This is a genomic window from Streptomyces sp. M2CJ-2, assembly GCF_016757295.1.
Classification (GTDB): domain Bacteria; phylum Actinomycetota; class Actinomycetes; order Streptomycetales; family Streptomycetaceae; genus Streptomyces.
This window is the reverse complement of the sequence record NZ_JAESIF010000045.1, coordinates 13,201-31,652: the sequence shown is the minus strand read 5'-3', so window position 1 is coordinate 31,652 and position 18,452 is coordinate 13,201. Positions and strand designations below refer to the sequence as shown.

Annotated in this window: 16 protein-coding genes; 6 read left to right on the top strand and 10 right to left on the bottom strand. The window is 71.9% G+C overall.

All coding sequences use genetic code 11. The annotated features are described in order from the left end of the window. Window positions 1-118: 118 nt before the first annotated feature. Window positions 119-1,615, top strand: a complete 1,497-nt coding sequence (locus tag JL475_RS27140; protein ID WP_202280585.1) for an acyl-CoA synthetase — start codon at window positions 119-121, stop codon at window positions 1,613-1,615. Between the two features lie 48 nt (window positions 1,616-1,663). Here JL475_RS27140 and JL475_RS27135 read toward each other — a convergent pair whose 3' ends face one another. After that, window positions 1,664-3,472: a sulfatase gene (locus tag JL475_RS27135; RefSeq protein ID WP_202280584.1), complete on the bottom strand. Its 1,809-nt coding sequence runs from the start codon at window positions 3,470-3,472 to the stop codon at window positions 1,664-1,666. A 234-nt stretch (window positions 3,473-3,706) separates the two neighbouring features. On the opposite strand from JL475_RS27135, the gene JL475_RS27130 reads away from it, so the two are divergent. The 3 genes from JL475_RS27130 (at window position 3,707) to JL475_RS27120 (ending at window position 5,604) form a co-directional block, all read left to right on the top strand. After that, the gene (locus JL475_RS27130) at window positions 3,707-3,949 is read left to right on the top strand and encodes a DUF397 domain-containing protein (protein WP_202280582.1); all 243 of its coding nucleotides are present in this window, start codon (window positions 3,707-3,709) and stop codon (window positions 3,947-3,949) included. A 158-nt stretch (window positions 3,950-4,107) separates the two neighbouring features. Next, window positions 4,108-5,025, top strand: a complete 918-nt coding sequence (locus tag JL475_RS27125) for a universal stress protein (protein ID WP_202280580.1) — start codon at window positions 4,108-4,110, stop codon at window positions 5,023-5,025. An 81-nt stretch (window positions 5,026-5,106) separates the two neighbouring features. Beyond that, window positions 5,107-5,604 carry a hypothetical protein gene (locus JL475_RS27120; RefSeq protein WP_202280579.1) on the top strand — a complete coding sequence of 166 codons (498 nt, stop codon included), beginning with the start codon at window positions 5,107-5,109 and terminating at the stop codon, window positions 5,602-5,604. Between the two features lie 75 nt (window positions 5,605-5,679). On the opposite strand, the gene JL475_RS27115 is transcribed toward JL475_RS27120, so the two are convergent. Beyond that, window positions 5,680-7,692, bottom strand: coding sequence for an N-acetylmuramoyl-L-alanine amidase (locus JL475_RS27115; RefSeq protein WP_202280577.1), 2,013 nt, complete (start codon window positions 7,690-7,692; stop codon window positions 5,680-5,682). Between the two features lie 269 nt (window positions 7,693-7,961). Next, on the bottom strand, window positions 7,962-9,101 hold the full coding sequence (locus JL475_RS27110) for an aminoglycoside phosphotransferase family protein (protein WP_202280575.1): 1,140 nt from the start codon (window positions 9,099-9,101) through the stop codon (window positions 7,962-7,964). A gap of 235 nt (window positions 9,102-9,336) precedes the next feature. Between JL475_RS27110 and JL475_RS27105 the strand changes: the two genes are divergently transcribed. Beyond that, on the top strand, window positions 9,337-10,833 hold the full coding sequence (locus JL475_RS27105) for a hypothetical protein (RefSeq protein WP_202280573.1): 1,497 nt from the start codon (window positions 9,337-9,339) through the stop codon (window positions 10,831-10,833). 20 nt (window positions 10,834-10,853) lie between these two features. On the opposite strand, the gene JL475_RS27100 is transcribed toward JL475_RS27105, so the two are convergent. From JL475_RS27100 to JL475_RS27085, 4 genes are all read right to left on the bottom strand, one after another. Beyond that, complete coding sequence (locus JL475_RS27100) at window positions 10,854-12,272, bottom strand: PP2C family protein-serine/threonine phosphatase (RefSeq protein WP_202280571.1); 1,419 nt, start codon at window positions 12,270-12,272, stop codon at window positions 10,854-10,856. Window positions 12,273-12,544: 272 nt separating this feature from the next. Further along, window positions 12,545-13,639, bottom strand: coding sequence for a chemotaxis protein (locus JL475_RS27095; protein ID WP_202280569.1), 1,095 nt, complete (start codon window positions 13,637-13,639; stop codon window positions 12,545-12,547). 72 nt (window positions 13,640-13,711) lie between these two features. Continuing rightward, window positions 13,712-15,286: an alpha/beta hydrolase gene (locus JL475_RS27090; protein ID WP_202280567.1), complete on the bottom strand. Its 1,575-nt coding sequence runs from the start codon at window positions 15,284-15,286 to the stop codon at window positions 13,712-13,714. 116 nt (window positions 15,287-15,402) lie between these two features. Continuing rightward, window positions 15,403-15,888 (bottom strand): nucleoside deaminase, encoded by a 486-nt coding sequence (locus JL475_RS27085; protein WP_202280561.1) that lies wholly within the window; start codon window positions 15,886-15,888, stop codon window positions 15,403-15,405. A 140-nt stretch (window positions 15,889-16,028) separates the two neighbouring features. Here JL475_RS27085 and JL475_RS27080 point away from each other — a divergent pair, with 140 nt between their 5' ends. Beyond that, on the top strand, window positions 16,029-16,814 hold the full coding sequence (locus JL475_RS27080) for a GNAT family N-acetyltransferase (RefSeq protein WP_202280560.1): 786 nt from the start codon (window positions 16,029-16,031) through the stop codon (window positions 16,812-16,814). 148 nt (window positions 16,815-16,962) lie between these two features. On the opposite strand, the gene JL475_RS27075 is transcribed toward JL475_RS27080, so the two are convergent. The 3 genes from JL475_RS27075 to JL475_RS27065 all read right to left on the bottom strand — a co-directional run bounded on the left by JL475_RS27075 (window position 16,963) and on the right by JL475_RS27065 (window position 18,196). Next, window positions 16,963-17,226 carry a GlsB/YeaQ/YmgE family stress response membrane protein gene (locus JL475_RS27075; protein WP_202280559.1) on the bottom strand — a complete coding sequence of 88 codons (264 nt, stop codon included), beginning with the start codon at window positions 17,224-17,226 and terminating at the stop codon, window positions 16,963-16,965. A 156-nt stretch (window positions 17,227-17,382) separates the two neighbouring features. Next, the gene (locus JL475_RS27070) at window positions 17,383-17,826 is read right to left on the bottom strand and encodes an SPW repeat protein (RefSeq protein WP_202280558.1); all 444 of its coding nucleotides are present in this window, start codon (window positions 17,824-17,826) and stop codon (window positions 17,383-17,385) included. 88 nt (window positions 17,827-17,914) lie between these two features. Further along, the gene (locus JL475_RS27065; protein WP_307825172.1) at window positions 17,915-18,196 is read right to left on the bottom strand and encodes a LysR substrate-binding domain-containing protein; all 282 of its coding nucleotides are present in this window, start codon (window positions 18,194-18,196) and stop codon (window positions 17,915-17,917) included. Window positions 18,197-18,452 lie beyond the last annotated feature (256 nt).

Below are 18,452 nucleotides of genomic sequence, written 5' to 3'. Positions count from 1 at the left end.
TCGCCTTGCGGGGTGAAACTTTCCTGTCAGGTGCGGGATGTGTCAATGGGGCGTACGCGGTCGCGGGAAAAGTCGAAGTCCTTGACCTCCCCGGCCGGTCGACCGAGGATCGTCTGTCATGACGCCAGGACACGGAAGCACGGTCGACGGACTCCTGCGACGCAGCGCCCGGCGTACTCCGGCGCGTACCGCCCTCGAGTACGGCGACCGCACCTGGACCTACGACGCGCTCGACACCGCCGTCTCGGCGGCGGCGAGTGTCCTGCTGGCGGAGGGGCTGTCCCCCGGGGACCGGGTCGGCGCCTACGGGCACAACTCCGACGCCTATCTGATCGGCTTCCTCGCCTGCGCCCGCGCGGGCCTGGTGCACGTACCGGTCAACCAGAACCTGACCGGCGACGACCTCGCCTACCTGATCGGCCAGTCCGGCAGCACACTCGTCCTCACCGACCCCGACCTCGCCGGACGGCTCCCGGACGGGGTACGGGCGCTGCCCCTGCGCGACGCCGACGGTTCGCTGCTCGACCTGCTGGCCGGGGCACCCGCGTACGACGGCCCCGAGCCGCGCTCCGAGGACCTGGTGCAGCTGCTGTACACCTCCGGCACCACCGCCCGGCCCAAGGGCGCGATGATGACGCACCGCGCCCTGGTGCACGAGTACCTGAGCGCCATCACCGCCCTCGACCTGGGCGCGGGCGACCTCCCCGTGCACGCGCTCCCGCTCTACCACTCGGCGCAGATGCACGTCTTCCTGCTGCCCTACCTCGCGGTCGGCGCGACCAGTGTCATCCTCGACGCGCCCGACGGCGACCGGATCTTCGACCTGATCGAGGCGGGCCGCGCGGACAGCCTGTTCGCCCCGCCCACGGTCTGGATCACCCTGTCCAACCGCCCCGACTTCGCCACCCGCGACCTGAGCGGACTGCGCAAGGCGTACTACGGGGCGTCCGTCATGCCGGTGCCGGTCCTGGAGCGGCTGACGCGGCGGCTGCCGGACCTGGCGGTCTACAACTGCTTCGGGCAGAGCGAGATCGGCCCGCTGGCCACCGTCCTCGGCCCCGACGAGCACAAGGGACGCATGGACTCCTGCGGGCGGCCCGTCCTGTTCGTGGACGCGCGGGTGGTCGACGAGGACGGCAAGGACGTGCCCGACGGGACACCCGGTGAGATCGTCTACCGGTCGCCGCAGCTGTGCGAGGGGTACTGGGACAAGCCCGAGGAGACCGCCGAGGCCTTCCGTGACGGCTGGTTCCACTCCGGGGACCTCGCGGTGCGCGACGCCCACGGCTACTTCACGATCGTCGACCGGGTGAAGGACGTCATCAACTCCGGTGGCGTCCTGGTCGCCTCACGGCAGGTCGAGGACGCGCTGTACACGCACCAGGCGGTCGCCGAGGCCGCCGTGATCGGCCTCCCCGACGACCGCTGGGTGGAGGCCGTCACGGCGGTCGTCGTCGCGCGTGACGAGACGACGGAGGAGGAACTGATCGCGCACGCGCGCGAACGGCTCTCGTCCTTCAAGGCGCCGAAGAGGGTCCTGTTCGTGGACGAACTGCCGCGCAACGCCAGCGGGAAGATCCTCAAACGGGAGCTGCGCCACCGCTTCACCGGATGAGCGTGGTCACGGCCCGCGCGGGCGCGGGCCGTGACCGGGGAGGCCTGCTCAGCCGGTGGGGCGCGGCGCGGTGCCGTCGGCGCCGTTGCCGCCCTGGGGCCCGTACGCCGTCATGAAGCGGTCCCGGAAGGTGTCCATGCCCCAACGGGGTGCGGTCGGTGCGGGTTTGAGGCCGTCGGTCCAGTTCCAGTCGGCTACCCGGTCCAGGACCTCCGGGTCCTTGGCGACGATGCTGATCGGCACGTCCTTGCTGGTGCTCCCGGCGGTGACGGTCGGGACCGGCTGGTGGTCGCCGAGGAAGACCAGGACCGTGTTCTCGTCGCCGTACCGCTCCATCCACCCGATCAGGCTCCGCAGCGAGTACTCGATGGACTTGCGGTACTCGGTGCGCACCCTCTCCGGGTCCTGCCAGACCTCCTTGGGATCGGTGCCCTCCTTCTTGATCTCGTGGAACACGGAGCCGTCGCCGAGGTCGTCCCAGTCGATCATGCGGGCGTTGGGGGACCACGGGTTGTGGCTGGAGGCGAGGATGATCTCCGCCATGATCGGCTCGCGGTCCTTCCTGCCGTGCTCCAGGCGCTCGAAGGCCTCCATGCTGAACTGGTCGGGCACCGGCGTCCAGCTGAAGTACGGCCCCCGGTAGCCGAGTTGCTCGGAGTCATAGATGTGGTCCAGGCCGAAGTACTTGCCCTCCGGCCAGGCCCGCCGCACCCCGGGCACGATGCCGACGGTGCGCCAGTCACCGGCCTTGCGGAAGTAGTTGGTGAGGGTCATGCGGTCGCTGGTGGTGAGGCTGCGGTAGCGCTGCTGGTTCTTGATCCACAGACCGGACAGGAAGGTGGAGTGGGCGAGCCAGCTACCCGCACCCGTCACCGGTGACTCGAGCCAGCCGCTGCGCGACTCGAAACCGGCGGCCTCCAGGGTTTTGGTGCCCTCCTTCAGCACCGCGTCGATCGGCTCCGCCATCGCCGGGTCGTCGATCGCGACCCGGCCGTAGCTCTCGATGAACGTGAACAGGACGTCCTTGCCGCGCAGTCCCGTGAACAAATGGTCGGGCGGAGTGTCGGCGAAGGCGTCGGCCGCGGCCTGCTGTCCGAAGACCCGCCCGTCCTCGATGCCCGCGCGCATCTGCTCCACCCGGTTGCCCAGCATCTCCGCGGTGCCCCTGGTGGCCAGCGGGACGCCGGTGACCTGCACGCCCAGAGTGACGCAGGTGATCCACGCGACACCGAGGACCAGGGTGGTGCGGGTGGCGGCGGGACGGTGACGCACCATCAGGTTCGTGATCCGCGCCGCTGCCAGTGTCATCAGCACCAGCAGGGCGACGAACAGGAAGATCAGCCCGATCACGGCGAGGATCTGCCCGCCCCGGCCGAACGACTCCCGTACGAACTCCGCCGCGTGCTCGAACAGGATCCAGTCGAGCACCAGGTCGAACGGCCGGGCCAGTACCTGGTAGAAGCCCATGTCCACCATCTTCAGGACGGTGAGCAGCCCGAGGAGGACACCCGAGACCACTGCGGTGATCCGCCGGGGCTTCGGCGGCAGCGCGAGCAGCAGGGCCGCCAGCAGGATTCCCTCGGCTGGAAGACGGAGGAACGCCTCGAACGTGAGCCGCTCCACGCGGTTCGGCACGAGGAGGGCGAAGAGCAGGAGCGCCCCGGCCAGCACGGTCGTCCCGACCGTGATGCCGCGGGCCGCACGCGGGTGACGCCGACGCAGGCGCTCCCACCGAGCGGGTGCCGTGTCCTTCGGCGTCTCCCCGGGTGTCTCGCCGGAGGCGGGGGGACCGTCGTCCGGGTCCGCTCCGCTCCCGGTGGTGTCCGACAGCTGACGGGAGCGAGTGAAGAGCTGCACCCGGGGTCCTTCCGTGCGGTACTGCGGTGGCATGGCAAACCGGGCCCGGTGGACGGGCCTGCCGCCATCAGTACGTTCGCACGTCACCCCGTGTTCAATCGAACCCGCGTGGATCCACCGGCCCGGATCCATCCGCCTGCCGCGCCCCGGAAACGGACGCCGACGTGACCTGTCGGGGGCCGGAACCGATCGCTAGGCTGGCCGCGGACGACGGAAATCGGGAGGAGCACGGACGTGGCCGACAGCACCACCCAGCAGCGACCGCTCACCGGTTGGGACAAGCCCGACCTGGACCTCAGCAACGCGCAGTGGCAGTCCGGCAGCCGAGGCCTGGGGGATGTCCAGATCGCCTTCGTGGAAGGCTTCATCGCCATGCGGAACAGTGGCCGCCCGCAGAGTCCTTCCCTGATCTTCACCCCGGCCGAGTGGGGCGCATTCGTGTCGGGAGCCCGGGAGGGGGAGTTCGACCTGACGTGAGCAGGACGCGTATGCCCTGCCGCGGAGCGGAACGACCGTGGCGCCGGGTGTGGTCGCCGACACTTCCGGACATACGACCAAGGGTACCCTTCCGGGACCGGGCCTGAGTCAGACCGGCCCGGGAACGTGCGGGTCGTGGTCCGGAAGTGAGGAACCCCATGAGCACCCAGCCGGTCGTCGCGGCGGTCGACGGTTCGGACGACAGTCTGCGCGCCCTGGAGTGGGCCGTCGACGCCGCGCGCCGGCGTGCGGCCCCGCTGAGGGTGGTGCACGTCCGTCAGTACGCCGCCTGGGGCCAGCCCGAGGTGCTGGCCGCCGGACCGCCCGCCCCCGAGGAGGACCCGGTCCTCGATCTGGCCCGTGTCCGGCTGGCGGGACGGACCGGGCTCCCCGCCGTCGATTTCGTCGCCCTGGACGGGGCTCCCGGCGCCCTCCTCCCCGAACTCGGCGCCACCGCGCAGCTGCTGGTGCTCGGCTCCCGGGGCCGCGGCGGGTTCGCCAGTCTACTGCTCGGCTCCAACTCCCTGGCCGCGGCCCGGGACGCCGAATGCCCCGTCGTCGTGGTGCCCCGGCCCGGGCGGGGGCCCGAAACCGGCACCGACACGCCCGCCGGCACCGACAAGGACGGCCCGTTCGTGGTCGTCGGACTGAACGTCGACAGCCCCGACGAGGCCACCCTCGCTCACGCCTTCGACGAGGCCGCCCTGCGCGACGCCCGGCTCCGGATCGTCGCCGCCTACCCGTGGCCCCCGCAGACCTGGATGCTGCCCGGGGAGATGCCGGCGCCGCAGATCGACCAGGGCGCCGTCGAGCACGAGTCCCGGACCCTCGCCCGCGGATGCCTCGCCCCGCACCGCGAACGGCACCCCGGAGTCGTCGCCGAGATCCTGGTACTGCCCGGTGATGCCGCCGGACACCTGGTCGCGGCCTCCGAGAACGCCGAGCTGGTCGTCGTGGGGCGCCACCGACGACGCTTGCTGGCACCGGCCCGCATGATGGGCTCCGTCACCCAGGCCGTCCTGCTGCACGCGGCAGGCCCCGTCGCGGTCGTCCCACCGGCGCCCCCGGAGGAGTAGCTCCCGGAGCATGCCCGCCCCGGGGAACGGCGGGCGTTGCCCGGCCGCCCGTCGGCGGGTGCGGGCACGTACCATTGCGGCATGTCGTTCCTCCGCCGCCGCAGCGCCACCCCCGCCGGGCCCGACTTCGACGTACTGGCCATGGACCCGGGTGACTGGCCCGGAAACCTGGGCGCCGGCCTGCTGCCCGCCCCCGACGGCACCTGCCAGGGCGTCTTCCTGCGCTACGACCTGTTCGGCGGTCGTGGCCCCGCCATGATCATCGGCAATCTGCCGGAGGGCTCCGCGGCCCGTGAGGTCGACGAGGGCGAGGTCCCCTTCGAGGTGGCGCAGCTGCTGCTGGCGCTGGAGAACGACGAGGAGGTGACCGTCGTCGGCACCGAGGACGTGCCCGTGATGCAGGGCGACAACCTGCTGATCGTGCGCCGCGTGAAACTCTCCGAGAGCCGGATCTCCTGCGTGCAGTTCGACCGCAGCGACAACGTCCTGGTCACCATCGCCGCCTGGGACCGTCCCATCACCGACGACCTGTACACCCTCCTCAAGCCGCTGCCCGCGGAACTGTTCCAGCAGGGCTGACCCGGGCCGGCTGATTCGTTTCCGCCCCGGTCCTGCCCGGCCCCCGGCCCGGGGCGGGGCAGCACCGGGGCGGGGCTACGAGGACTTCACCGTCACGTCCGCCGCCCGTACGAAGGCGATCCGGTGGCCGTACTGGATCTGGTAGTACAGGTCCTCGCCCCTGACCACCCGGTGCGAGGCCTCGTCGAAGGTCACCGCGTACAGATACTCGCCGGGCACCTTGCCCGCGGTGACGTACTCCTGGCCCTTCGGCAGCCCGTACGGCAGCGGGGACACCTTCTGCACGGGCACCTCCGCCGGATAGGCGGCCTCCTCCGGGTAGGCGCGTCCGTACACCGGCACGGAGTCCAGACCCTTCCTCGGGGTCACGACCCGGCCCGCGGCGGGCACCGCGGTGGGCCGCTCCCGAGGGTTCCTGAACCAGGCCTTCTGCCCCAGGTACCAGATGGCGGTCCAGTCGCCCCACCGGTCGGCGACCGCGTACTGCTGGCCGGTCGACACCCGTGAGGACAGGTCGTTCACCCCGGTCGTCGGGGCCGAACCCAGGCCGCCGTCCCTGATCAGGGGAGACTCCTCGTCGTGGTCGGAGTACAGGCGCACCGCGCTGGACCCGTGCGCCGCGCACGGCTCGCCGGCGCTCCCGCAGCCCGTGAACACCGGGCCGTGAGTGGCGTAGTCGGGACGGATCGTCACCAGTGCGCCGTCCTCGCCGGCGGTGGCCCCGAAGGGCCGGCCCAGCAGCGCGAAGTAGTGCGCCCAGTCCCAGTAGGGCCCGGGGTCGGTGTGCATGCCGGACACGGCCTCCGTGGTCGGACCGGGCACGGTGTCGTGGCCCAGGATGTGCTGCCGGTCCAGGGGGATGTCGTACTTCTCGGCGAGATACCGCACCAGGCGGGCCGAGGAACGGTACATCGCCTCGGTGTACCAGGCGTCGGGCTCCGCCAGGAAGCCCTCGTGCTCCAGTCCGATCGACCCGGCGTTGACGTACCAGTTGCCCGCGTGCCAGGCGATGTCCTTGGCCTTCACATGCTGGGCGATGTGACCGTCGGTCGAGCGCAGACTGTAGTTCCACGACACATAGGTGGGATCTTGCACCATGTCGAGAACACCCTCCCAGGCGCCCTCGGTGTCATGGACGACGATGTACCGGACGGGCTGCGAGACAGGCCGGTTCCCCAGGTCGTGGTTGCCGTAGTCGCCGTCCCCGAACTCCTCGTACGGTGCCGGGACCCACTCGCAGGACACCGTCTCGGGACACTCCGTCGCGGCGGGGGAGGCGGTACGCAGACCGGTGCGGGCCAGCGCGGACCGGTCCGGGACGAGGTCCGCACGGGCGGCCAGGGCGACCTCTTGCCCCGCGTCCGTGACGCGCCGCGCACCGGCGCGGATCACCTCGTACACGTCGTTCGCGTACGCCGCCGCCGACGCCGTGTCGTCGGCCCCGGAGAAACGGGCCACCGCGCCGTACCAGTCGGCCGGGTCCTCGCTCGGCGGCCCGCCCAGCTCCCGCTGGGCCTCGGCCAGCAGCGCGGCGCCGCCCGCCACGTTCGCGGCCGGGTCCTCACGCAGCCGCGCGGCGCTCAGTCCGGTCAGCTCGGCCGCCCTCGGCAGGGTGGCCAGACGGTCCGGGACCGCGCCGGTGCGCGGCAGCCGCGCGTCGAAGCGCAGTGCCTCGGCACGCCGTTTCCCGGGCCGCGGCACGGGGCGGGCGCCGTCGCCCCGGGGATCCTCCGCCCCCTCGTCGTGATGCGACGTCGCCGCCGCCAGCGCGCTACGGGCGTCCGTGAGGTGCATCGGGCCGTAGCCGCCGGTCACACTCGGTGCTCCGTCGTGCGTGTCCCAGCGGGACTGGAGGTAGGAGACGCCGAGCAGCACGCTCCGCGGCACCTCGTACGTGGCGGCCGCGGCACTGAACGCCTGCTGCAGCCGGGTCGCGTCCGGTGGGGTCGGACCAGAGCGGGCCCCGGGCGGGGCCGCGCCGAGCAGCGGCAGCGTGAGCGCAGCCGCGGCCAGAGCGCCGGTGGTACGGCGGGAACGGCGATGCCCGGCCGCCGCACGGCCGGGTTCGGTGGGGGGAGATCCTCGCAACACAGTCTCCTGGGGACGATCGGTCGGGATGAACCGTGCGGGGTCGGCGGTCGGATGGTGCTACCGGCGTGCCGATGATCCGTCAATCATGCCCAGAAGGAGCGGAATTCCCCGGCAATCCGGGCCGCGGGTCGTGGCGGCGAGCCAGGGCCGCGGCGCGGTCGAAGCGCGGGGCACACGCGGGGAACATGTGGGGAACGCGTAGGGGCAGGCGAGAGGTCCGCGGCGCTCCCCTTCGGGAGATGCCGCGGACCTCTCGCCTGCCCCGGTCAGCGAGTACCGACCGCCGCGCGCACGGCCCGGCGGGCCATCTGGCAGTCGTCGTGCAGGCGCCGCAGCAGCAGCCGCTGCTCCTCACCGGACGGCAGAACGCCCTGCTGGGCCGGGCCCGGTCCCACCGGCCCCCCCTCGCGCATCGAACGCTGCACGGCCGTCTCGTAGGTACGGATCTCACGCGTCAGCACCAGCATCAGGTTCACCAGGAACGCGTCCCGTGAGGCATGGCCCGCCGACTGCGCGATCTGGCTGATCTGCCGCCGGGCCGCCGGCGCGTCCCCGAGTACCGCCCACAGGGTCGCCAGGTCGTAGCCCGGCAGGTACCAGCCCGCGTGTTCCCAGTCCACCAGCACTGGACCGGCCGGTGAGATCAGGATGTTGGAGAGCAGTGCGTCGCCGTGACAGAACTGGCCCATGCCGTGACGCCCGGCCGCGTGCGCGATGCCGTGCAGCAGTTTCTGCAGATCGCCCATGTCCCGGTCGGTGAGCAGGCCCAGCTCGTGATAGCGGGCGATCCGTGCCGCGTAGTCCAGCGGGGCGTCGAAGGTCCCGGTCGGCGGGCGCCACGCGTTCAGCCGGCAGATCGCGCCGAGTGCCGCCTTGATGTCCGCTCGCGGTGGTGCCTCCACCGGGTGCCGCTGGAGCGCCGCCACCCGGCCGGGCATGCGCTCGATCACCAGGGTGCAGTTGTCCGGGTCCGCCGCGATCAGCCGGGGCGCCCGCACGGGTGGGCGATGCCGGACGAACGAGCGGTACGCCGCTATCTCGTGCCGGAACCGCTCGGACCAGACGGGGGAGTGATCCGTTAAGCACTTGGCCACCGCGGTGCTCCGGCCGGTCGTCCCGACCAGGAGGATGGACCGGCCGCTGCGGCGCAGCACCTGCACCGGTGCGAACTCCGGACAGATGCGGTGCACCGACGCGATCGCCGTGCGCAACTGGGCGCCCTGGGGACCGGACAGGTCGAGCCTGCCGCTGAGCGGCTGGGGGCCGGCGCCCGGAGCGCGCCGCACCTTGCCCGGCCCCGGCACGGTGGCCGCCGGGCGCGCGGGGGCGAGGTAGGGGCCGTTGTCCGACGGACGCGGACGCAGCGGCCTGGGCGGTGCGGACACGGAGGACGATGCTGCGTACATGGGCGATACAGATCCCTTCGTGTGCCTGCGACGTCATTGCGCCACCCGGCCCGGTCGCCCAGGCGCACCCTGGGGAATGCTCCCGGCGGAGACCGGGTCGTGGTGGCGCGTTCCTACTCGACACCCGATGCCCCCTGGCACACCATCTGGCGAACCCTGGCGAACCCTGGCGAATAGTCGCCCGGCAACTCACACGGGGCTACTGTCAACTCAGCCGAGAACCTGGGGGCTTGACGTGAGCGGACAACCCAACACCCGGCTCTTGGACCTGTTCGGCCTGGCCGGCTGGTCCAAGGGCGAACTCGCGAGGCTGGTCAACCGGCAGGCGGCGGCCATGGGCCACCCCCAGCTGGCGACCGACACCTCCCGGGTACGGCGGTGGATCGACATGGGAGAGATCCCGCGCGATCCCGTGCCGAGGGTGCTGGCGGCCCTGTTCACCGAGCGTCTCGGCCGTGTCGTGACCATCGAGGATCTCGGTCTGGTCCGGCACGGGCGTACGGGGAAACGGCCACGCGGCGGGAGTGCGGAACATCCCGACGGAGTGCCGTGGGCGCCCGAGCGGACAGCCGAGGTCCTCACCGAATTCACGGGAATGGACCTCATGCTCAACCGACGCGGCTTGGTGGGCGCGGGCGCCGCGCTCTCCGCCGGATCCGCACTCAGCAGCGCCATGCACGACTGGCTGCACACCGATCCGGCACTGACCACCGACGCTCCCCGAATCGACCATCCGCTGCACGCCGACTCCGTCGGGTTCGACCGCTACGAGGCCGCTCCGATCGGGTCTCAGGAGGTCGAGGAACTCGAGCGCTCCGTGGAGGTGTTCCGCGCCTGGGACGCCGCCCGGGGCGGCGGCCTCCAGCGCAAGGCGGTGGTCGGCCAGCTCAACGAGGTGGGCGGCATGCTCGCCTACCACCACCCACCCCACCTCCAGCGGCGCCTGTGGGGCGTCGCCGCCAACCTCGCCGTCCTGGCGGGCTGGATGTCGCACGACGTCGGCCTGGAACCCACGGCCCAGAAGTACTTCGTCATCGCGGCGCACGCCGCCAGGGAGGGCGGCGACCGGCCGCGCGCGGGTGAGGCGCTGTCCCGTGCGGCCCGCCAGATGGTGCACCTGGGCCGGCCCGACGACGCCCTGGACCTGCTGAAGCTCGCCCAGTCCGGGTCGGGCGAGGAGTTGCTGCCGCGCACCCGCGCGATGTTCCACACCATCGAGGCTTGGGCGCAGGCGTCCATGGGCAAAGGACAGGCGATGCGCCGCACCCTGGGCCGGGCCGAGGACCTGTTCGTCTCCGACCGGGGGGCGGATCTGGAGCAGCCGGACTGGATGCAGACCTTCAAGGACGAGGATCTGTACGGCATGCAGGCCCTGGCCTACCGCACGCTGGCCGAGTTCGAGCCGGGCGCGGCCGCGCACGCCCAGCACTACGCGGAGAAGGCGCTGTCCCTGCGCATCGACGGCCGGGAGCGGTCGAAGATCTTCGACCATCTCTCCATGGCCTCCGCCTGCTTCATCGCGGACGACCCGGAGCAGGCCGACCGGTACGCGCGTCTCGCACTGATGTCGATGGGCTCCAACTCCTCCCGCCGCACCTGGGACCGGCTGCGCCAGATGTACCGGCTCACCGCCGAGTACTCCTCGTACCCGAGGATCCAGGAACTACGGGAGGAGATCAGGCAGGTCCTGCCGAAGCCCAGGGGGAAGGGCGGCAACAGCGCACCGGCGTAACGAAGGGGTGAAGGGTCTTTCTACGAGGTCACGCGGGCGACGAGCACGCAGGCCTCCTCCTCGCGCGCGGTGTCTTCGAACTCCCGCAGAACGAACGGCAGGCAGTCCCGCGCGGTGCGGTCCCCGGTGAACTGCGGGGCCAGCCCGAGGAGATGCGGGACGGTGGCGGCATCGGCCCGCCCGGGTACCAGCCCGTCGGTGTGCAGCACCAGCACGTCGCCGACTTCGAGGGTCTCCTCGGCCTGCCCGTAGCGGGTGGCCGGGGAGGCGCCGAGCCGGTTCCTCTCAAGGGTGTCCAGGGCGCGCCCCCTTCCGCCGCGGAACAGCAGCGGGGCGGGGCATCCGGCCCGCGCCCACACCAGAGAGCGGATGTCGGGCCGGTAGTACAGGCAGAGGGCACTGCCGAGGGCCGGTTGCCCGGTGGCGTCGAGCAACCGGTTGAGGCAGGCCAGCAGCGGACCCGGTGCGGTGCCGACCATCGCCATGCCGCGCATCGCGCCGAGCAGCATCGTCATGCCCGACGACGGGCCGGCGCCCTGCCCGGTCAGCTCGCCGACGCTGATCAGGGCGGCGCCGTCGGGCAGTTCGAGGGTGTCGTACCAGGCACCCCCGGTCGGTGCTCCGGCAGACGACGGGAGGTGCCGGGCGGCGAGGTCCAGGGTGCGCGGGCCCCGGTGCGGGAGGGGCGGGGAGCCGTGCCACGGGGGCGGCACGGCTCCCCGCGGCTCGATCGTGGGCCGTTGACCGGTCCGCGCCGCGGCCTGTCGCTGGTGGTGCAGCGACTCACGGGTCTCGCTGATCGTCCGTCGGCAGCGGCGCAGTTCGCTGACGTCCCGCAGCACGGCCCACATCGAGGCGGTGCTGCCGTCGGCCCCGAGGACCGGTTCGCCCATCATGTGCACCGTCCGGACGCTGCCGTCGGGACGTAACAGCCGGAACTCCCCGTCGATGGGCCGGGCGTCGACGAGACAGCCCGTGACCATCGCGGTGAGCCTCGGCCGGTCCTCGTCGTGCACGAGGGACGGCAGTTCGTCGAGGGTGAGCGGGGGAGCGGCCGGGTCGCGGTCCAGGATGCGGTACAGCTCTCCGGACCAACTGGCCTCGTCCGTCAGCAGGTTCCACTCGGCGCTGCCGACCCGGCTGAGCAGGGAGTCGTGTTGGGGCGGTGCGGCGGGCCCGGACCCGGCCGGCGCCGGTACGGGCAGGGGGCCGTCCCGCAGCTGGGCCAGGTGCTCGTCCAGGTCGTTGAGCTGGTGCAGCGCCAGGTCGTACAGCGCGCGTTGCCAGCGGTCCTTCGGGTCCGAGGCGTCGGCCGCGGTGCCGCGCCGTACGGCGTCCACGTCGCCCCTGAGCCGCCGGGTCTGCGAGATGAGCGCGTCGACCGGGCCGCGTCCTGGCGGCTGGGCGGCTGAGCGGTCCGCGGAGAGGTGGGGCGGCATGACGCACTCCGATGTGGGACGGTTCGGGCCAGAGACGGACGGAGGGACCGTTACGACTGTGGCACAGCACGCCACGCCCTGTAAGGGATTCGGCAAGACGCCCCAAGGTCATGTCGGTGGCATATGCCACCGTCTTCGTGGAGTTACCCGGAGGTAGGTGCCGGATGCCCGTCGGTTGGAACAACTCCGTTGTTACGCAGGTTACTTGAGGGTGCGTTCGGCGCCCGTCCGTCGTTCACTCGCCTGTTCGACGGACGGGCGTCTGTTCGCACTCAGTACCGCAGTACGCCCGCGATCCGGTCCGTGTTGCCCAGGGTTCCGTCCGGGACGAAGCGGACCTCGGCGCCGGTCTCCAGACACTGCTCGACGATCTCGTCCACGATGTCCTCGCGGACGTCCAGGTCGCCGGTCTCGGCGAGGACCAGATGCTCACCCGTGTCGCGCACCGTCACCCGGAAGTTCTCCTCGACGGCCAGCAGCCGGACCCGGCCGTCCCGGGCGTTCTGCCACAGCTCGTCGACGCCGCCCGCGAACTCCTTGCGCCCGCGGGCCGTCTCCAGGGACCGGACGACCTCCTCGGTGCTCTTGCGCGCTTCGCTCTCGAGTACCGGACGCAGGGCCTGCCACACCGCGTCGGGCGTGCCGTGCGCGAGCCCGCCGTGCTGGACGTGCACCGCCTCCCGGGCCACGCCGCCCACCTCGCCCAGCAGGGACAGCGCGGCCGGCTCGCCGGTGACGTACAGGGGCCGGGGATGCGCGCGCAGCACCGCGCGCATCGCGGTGTCGGTCTCGCGCAGGAACCGGCGGGTGTCCTCGTCCCGGTAGGAGCTCGGCTGGTCGCCGACCTGCTCCAGGCGCTCGGGGTCGAAGTTCTCCACGCTCCGGACCAGCGGGAAGGCGCCGAGGTGCTCCTCGGTGACCCGGTCCACGCCGCCGCTCCACAGCGTGGCCCGGTCGGGGGAGAGCGACAGCGCCCAGAAGGGGCGCTCCGCCGTGTGGGCGGACACCAGGTTGCGGGTGAGGAAGGTGTCCGAGAGCACCACACGCTCCGGTACGGAACGGGCGAGCGACCACACCTGGTGCTCACCCGGAGCGGCGAAGATGACCAGCCCGTCCTCGGCGTGCGCCAGATCGACCTCGGCCAGCGCCCGGTCGAGCTGCAGGGCGACCTCGCTGCGCCGGTCCCGGGTGACCGCGGGATCGGCCTCCAGCTGTTTCTTGGCCTCGGCCACCACGTTGCGCAGCCGCACCGGATCCTGGGCGTTGAGGGGCTCGCGCCGGTGTGTCGGCGTCAGTACCGACACCGCGGGGTAGGGGCGCGGGCGACGAAGCTCGGCAAGGGTCGCGGGACTCAGATCGTGCTCCATGAAAGAACCATAGAGCCGATTCACCGAGAGGGCATTTGGGGCAGTCCCGCCGCCGGTGCCCCGCGATCGGACTCACTCACGGAAGTCGTCCCCGGAGCCGCACGAGCTGCCGCTGGGCGGCAGCGAACCGTAGAGCAGGAAGTCGTCGACCTTGCGGTGCACGCAGTCGGACGATCCGTAGCCGGTGTGGCCCTCACCCCGGTTGTCCAGCACCACCGCCGAGGAACCGAGCCGCTCGGCCGTCTCCACCGTCCACCGGTACGGCGTGGCCGGGTCGCCCCGCGTGCCGACCAGCAGCATCTTCGGAGTGTCGACGTTCTTGACCTCCTCGCGGATGTAGTCGGTCCCCTTGGGTCGGCCGTGGCACATCAGCACCTGGGCGAGCCGGTAGCGGCCGAAGACCGGTGAGGCCTTCTCGTAGGCGGTGCGCAGCCGGGAGAGGTCCCGGGTCACCTGCTCGGCGGCCGGGCGGTCGGGATCGTCCGCGCAGTTCACCGCCATCAGCGCGGCGGGGAGGTTGTCCAGGGGGACGTCCTCCTCGTCGACGAGCGGGTCGTTCTCCCGCTGCGGCACGGGGAGTGTCACCCCGCCGGTGGCGAAGGCCTCCACCCCGCGTGTGTCCCCGTCCTCCATCAGCTGCGCGAGCGCCCGTTGCAGCAACGGCCACAGTTGCCTGCTGTAGAGGCCCTGCGCCATGGCGCCCGCGAGGTTCTGGCCGGTGAACTCGTGACCGAAGTCCGTCGGTACCGGGGCCTCGTCGAGCGAGGCGACCAGCTTCACGGCCAACTCCCGTGCCCCGCGCGGGTCCTGGCCGAACGGGCAGGCAATGTCCTTTGTGCACCAGGTCAGGAAGTGTTCGAGCGCGAGCTGCTGCCCCTTGACGCTCGCCAGCCCTTGTTCGGCCAGCGGTTCGGTCAGGGTGTCCACCCCGTCCAGTACCAACCGGCCCACCCTCTCGGGGAATCGGGCAGCGTACACCGAGGCCAGCCGGGTTCCGTAGGAGAACCCCAGGTAGTTGAGCTTCTTGTTGCCGAGCACCTCGCGCAGCACGTCCAGGTCCCGCGCGACGTTCACGGTGCCGATGTGCGGGAGCACCGGGCCCGAGTGCTCGGCGCACTCGGCGGCCACCTTGCGCAACCGGGTGAGTATTTCCCGCGGATCGGACATGTCCTCGCCGCCGGTCGCCTCCAGCGCCTGACCGGTGGCCTGAGTGCCGCAGCTGACCGGTGAGGAGCGGCCGACACCGCGAGGGTCGAAGGACACCACGTCGTACCTGTCGGTGAGACCCATGAACTCCTTGCCGGCACGGGCGAGTCCGAGGACGCCCGAGCCCCCCGGCCCGCCGAAGTTCAGCACCACCGAGCCACGCGGGTCGTCGGTGCCCCGGTAGCGGGCGAGGGCCAGGTCGAGGGAGCCCTTGCCGGGCTCGGCGTAGTCGACGGGGACGGTGATCTTCCCGCACTGCAGGTCCTCGGGCATGTCCGTGCTCTCGCACGCCGACCACTTGATCTTCTGGTCGTAGAACCGGTCGAGGTCCCCGTCCGCGGCAGCGGCGGCCGGGAGGCCCATGCCCAGCAGGGCCAGTCCGGCAGCTCCGGTGACCACGCAGCGCCGGACCGGGGGTCGCGTTGACATCTTGGCCAGCATCGATGCCTCCAGGGACGCCCCAGAGCGGACCGGATCCGGCGCCCTCGATCACCATAAGGGGGCTGCGGGGGCCCCGCCTGTCGGCCGGACGGCCCGCGCGGTGGCGGGCCCGCCGCTCAGCCGCGGGAGCTGTGGAACCTCCTATGCAACTCTCTTACTTCCTGCGCCAGTTCGGGAACCGGTCCGTCCACGGTCACGCCCGGTGCGATCTCACCGACGGGCAGCGGCCGCACCGGTGGGGCGGGCACTTCCAGCTCGGCGAGCCAGGTCAGCAGCTGCGCCGAGGAGGCGACGTAGACGATCCGGCCGAGGCCCACCCAGGCGTGCGCCGCCGCGCACATCGGACAGTGCTCGCCGGAGGTGTACACCGTGGCGGCGGCCCGTTCCTCGGGCGTCATGTGGGCGGCCGACCAGCGCGCCAGCTCGAACTCGGGGTGCCGGGTGCGGTCCCCGGCGGCCGTCCGGTTGCGGTCCTCGGCGAGCACCGACCCGTCGCCGGCCACCAGGACCGAACCGAACGGATCGTCCCCGGCCTCCAGCGCCTCGGTCGCCAGCTCGACGCAGCGACGCAGGTGGGGCAGTTCGGAATCCTTGACAGTCACGGGTGCCGCCCTTCTCACGACTACGGCTCGATCACCGGTCACGGCAACCTTAGGCTCACTCGATCACGGACGCGAAGCCGGTGTGCCGGCGCCCCGTAAACCCCTTGCCCGGGCGGCGGACCGGTGCTGGAGTGAGCGGCATGGATCACGCCGCGGTACTCGCCCTGTTCGACCATGACCTGCGCGAAGGGGCACGGCCCGACGGCCCCGGAGCCCGCGTCGAGCGCACCGGCCGCGTGGTGCGGCAGACCGCGCCGCGACACGGCTGGAACGGCGTCGTCTGGTCCGCCCTGGACGGCACGGACGCGGACGCGGCGATCACCGGACAGATCGCCCACTTCACCGGGCTGGGCCGTGAGTTCGAGTGGAAGCTGTACGGCCATGATCTGCCGGCGGACCTCGGCCGGCGGCTCGTGGCGTTCGGGTTCACGCCCGGACCGGAGGAGACGCTGATGGTCGGCGAGATCGGCGAGCTGCTCCTCGACACCCCGCAGGCCGAGCTGCCCGAGGGTGTCCGCGTCGTCCCCGTCACCGACCGGGCCGGTGTCGAGCTCATGGCCGAGGTGCACGAGAAGGCCTTCCGCGCCGACGCGTCCTGGCTGCGCCACCAATTGCTGGAACGGCTGGCCGCCAGACCCGACACCGTTGTCGCGGTGGTGGCCCTGGCCGGCCGGGAGCCGGTGAGCGCGGCCCGGATGGAACTCGTGCCGGGCACCCGGTTCGCCGGGCTCTGGGGCGGCGGCACCGTCGAGGCGTGGCGGGGCAGGGGCCTCTACCGTGCGCTGGTGGCCCACCGGGCCCGCGTCGCCGCCGAGCGCGGCTGCCGTTACCTCCAGGTCGACGCGTCCGGGCAGAGCCGCCCGATCCTCAAGCACCTGGGTTTCGTCCCGCTCGGCACGACGACACCGTACGTGTACGTCCCGTAGGGCCGCCCGGCTTCCCGGTCCCCACCGCCACCCGGCCGGAGGCCTTCGTCGGGAGGGCGGACGGGGCAGGCGGGCCGGCACCCCTGTGGTGCTTCCCACCGGCCCCGTCCTGCGCCCGTACACCGTCCCGAGCCACCGCACCGCTCAGTCAGCGCGGGGCTTTCGCCCGGTCCAGCGCGGCCACCCCGAGTGCGGCGAGGCCGATCTGGATGAGCCACTCGATCCAGTCGACGCCCTTGGTGTCGGCCACCCCGAGCGCCGAGGCGAGCGCCGAGCCGATCAGCGCGGCGACGATGCCGACGAGGATCGTCCACAGCACCCCGATGCGCTGACGCCCGGGGACCACGAGCCGGCCCAGGACGCCGATGACTATGCCGATGACGATGGCACTGATGATGCCGCCGATCTCCATTTCGCCCCTCCTTCTCGGAACCCCCGCTGAAGGACTTGTGCCCTCGCTCGGCGGCGACAGTCGCCCGTGCCGGGGAGGGCCGGTGCGGACAGGGCGGGGCCCGGACCGCGGGGGATGCGGACCGGGCCCCGCCCTCGGTTCCCTTTCCGGCCGCGATCAGGTCCTGGTGGGGGTGCTCCTGGCTGCCGTGGCGACGCACATGACGCCGAGCAGCAGGGTCAGCGCGCCGATGACGACGTTGTTCCAGATGACGCCGGCGTCCGGACCGGTGCCGACGACCCACGGCGAGATGATCATCCACACGCCGAGGGCGCACATGGCTCCGCTGAGACCGTACATGCGTGCGGGAGCGGCGGTGAACCCGAGGGCGAGCACGCAGATCGCGATGCCGATGATCAGGTTGTGGGGCACGAGCGCGGGCTGGCTCGTCGTGTAGTGGAGTATCCAGGGGGACACCGCGCAGTAGAGGCCGAGCAGGAACACCGGTCCGTCGACCAGCACCACATCACGACCGCCGAGCACGCGGTCGTACCGTGCCCGCATTTCTGGAGCATCGGGGTGGCTGGTGATGTCACCGCGGGGATGCGAGACGTTGGCCATGAGCCGCCTCCTTCGACTAGCAGGCCTCACCGCCTCTGGGCGGTATGCGGCAAACGTCGCTTGAGGTCATTCTGCGCTTATTTCCCCTTTATGTGTAGAGGTCGGAGCGGGGTGGCCGCTCCAGCGGGTCCCCGGCGGCGCCGAACTCCGGCAGCGCCGTCGTGCCGAGCCCCTCGGTGGCCATCGGCTTGCCCGTCTCCGCGCCGTCGGTGGAGTGCGCGAACGCCGGCGAGCGGCCCTCCGGGAGCCGGTGCGCAGAGCGGTGCATCGCATGACCCGAGCGCATCGCGATCAAGGGTTCGGTGGGCAACTCGTCCCTCGAGACCTTCTTCCCCGCCGCCTGCGGCTTGTCCGCCCGCAGGTGCACCACGGGCCGACCGCGCAGCGGCTCGCATCCCTCCCAGGAGGATGCGGACCCCGCAGTCGCCGGCCAAGAGCCTTTTTCGTAAAAGGAGTTGACGCGTGGCGAGGGGTGAAGGGGCTGGCCGGTCCGCAGCTTGACTGGTACAGACCAATGCGGTTAAGTGTGCCCGACACCCCCCACCACGGCCGCCCCCCACCACGTCGTGGCCGGCTCCGCCGGCGCGCGTGCGGCGACGCTTTGCTCAGGCACGTCCCCGACCGGG

Coding starts and splice junctions, on each gene's coding strand:
- JL475_RS27110 (WP_202280575.1), bottom strand. CDS start 9,101: ATGTACGCAGCATCGTCCTCCGTGTCCGCACCGCCCAGGCCGCTGCGT.
- JL475_RS27125 (WP_202280580.1), top strand. CDS start 4,108: ATGAGCACCCAGCCGGTCGTCGCGGCGGTCGACGGTTCGGACGACAGT.
- JL475_RS27140 (WP_202280585.1), top strand. CDS start 119: ATGACGCCAGGACACGGAAGCACGGTCGACGGACTCCTGCGACGCAGC.
- JL475_RS27095 (WP_202280569.1), bottom strand. CDS start 13,639: ATGGAGCACGATCTGAGTCCCGCGACCCTTGCCGAGCTTCGTCGCCCG.
- JL475_RS27080 (WP_202280560.1), top strand. CDS start 16,029: ATGGATCACGCCGCGGTACTCGCCCTGTTCGACCATGACCTGCGCGAA.
- JL475_RS27120 (WP_202280579.1), top strand. CDS start 5,107: ATGTCGTTCCTCCGCCGCCGCAGCGCCACCCCCGCCGGGCCCGACTTC.
- JL475_RS27075 (WP_202280559.1), bottom strand. CDS start 17,226: ATGGAGATCGGCGGCATCATCAGTGCCATCGTCATCGGCATAGTCATC.
- JL475_RS27070 (WP_202280558.1), bottom strand. CDS start 17,826: ATGGCCAACGTCTCGCATCCCCGCGGTGACATCACCAGCCACCCCGAT.
- JL475_RS27090 (WP_202280567.1), bottom strand. CDS start 15,286: ATGCTGGCCAAGATGTCAACGCGACCCCCGGTCCGGCGCTGCGTGGTC.
- JL475_RS27100 (WP_202280571.1), bottom strand. CDS start 12,272: ATGCCGCCCCACCTCTCCGCGGACCGCTCAGCCGCCCAGCCGCCAGGA.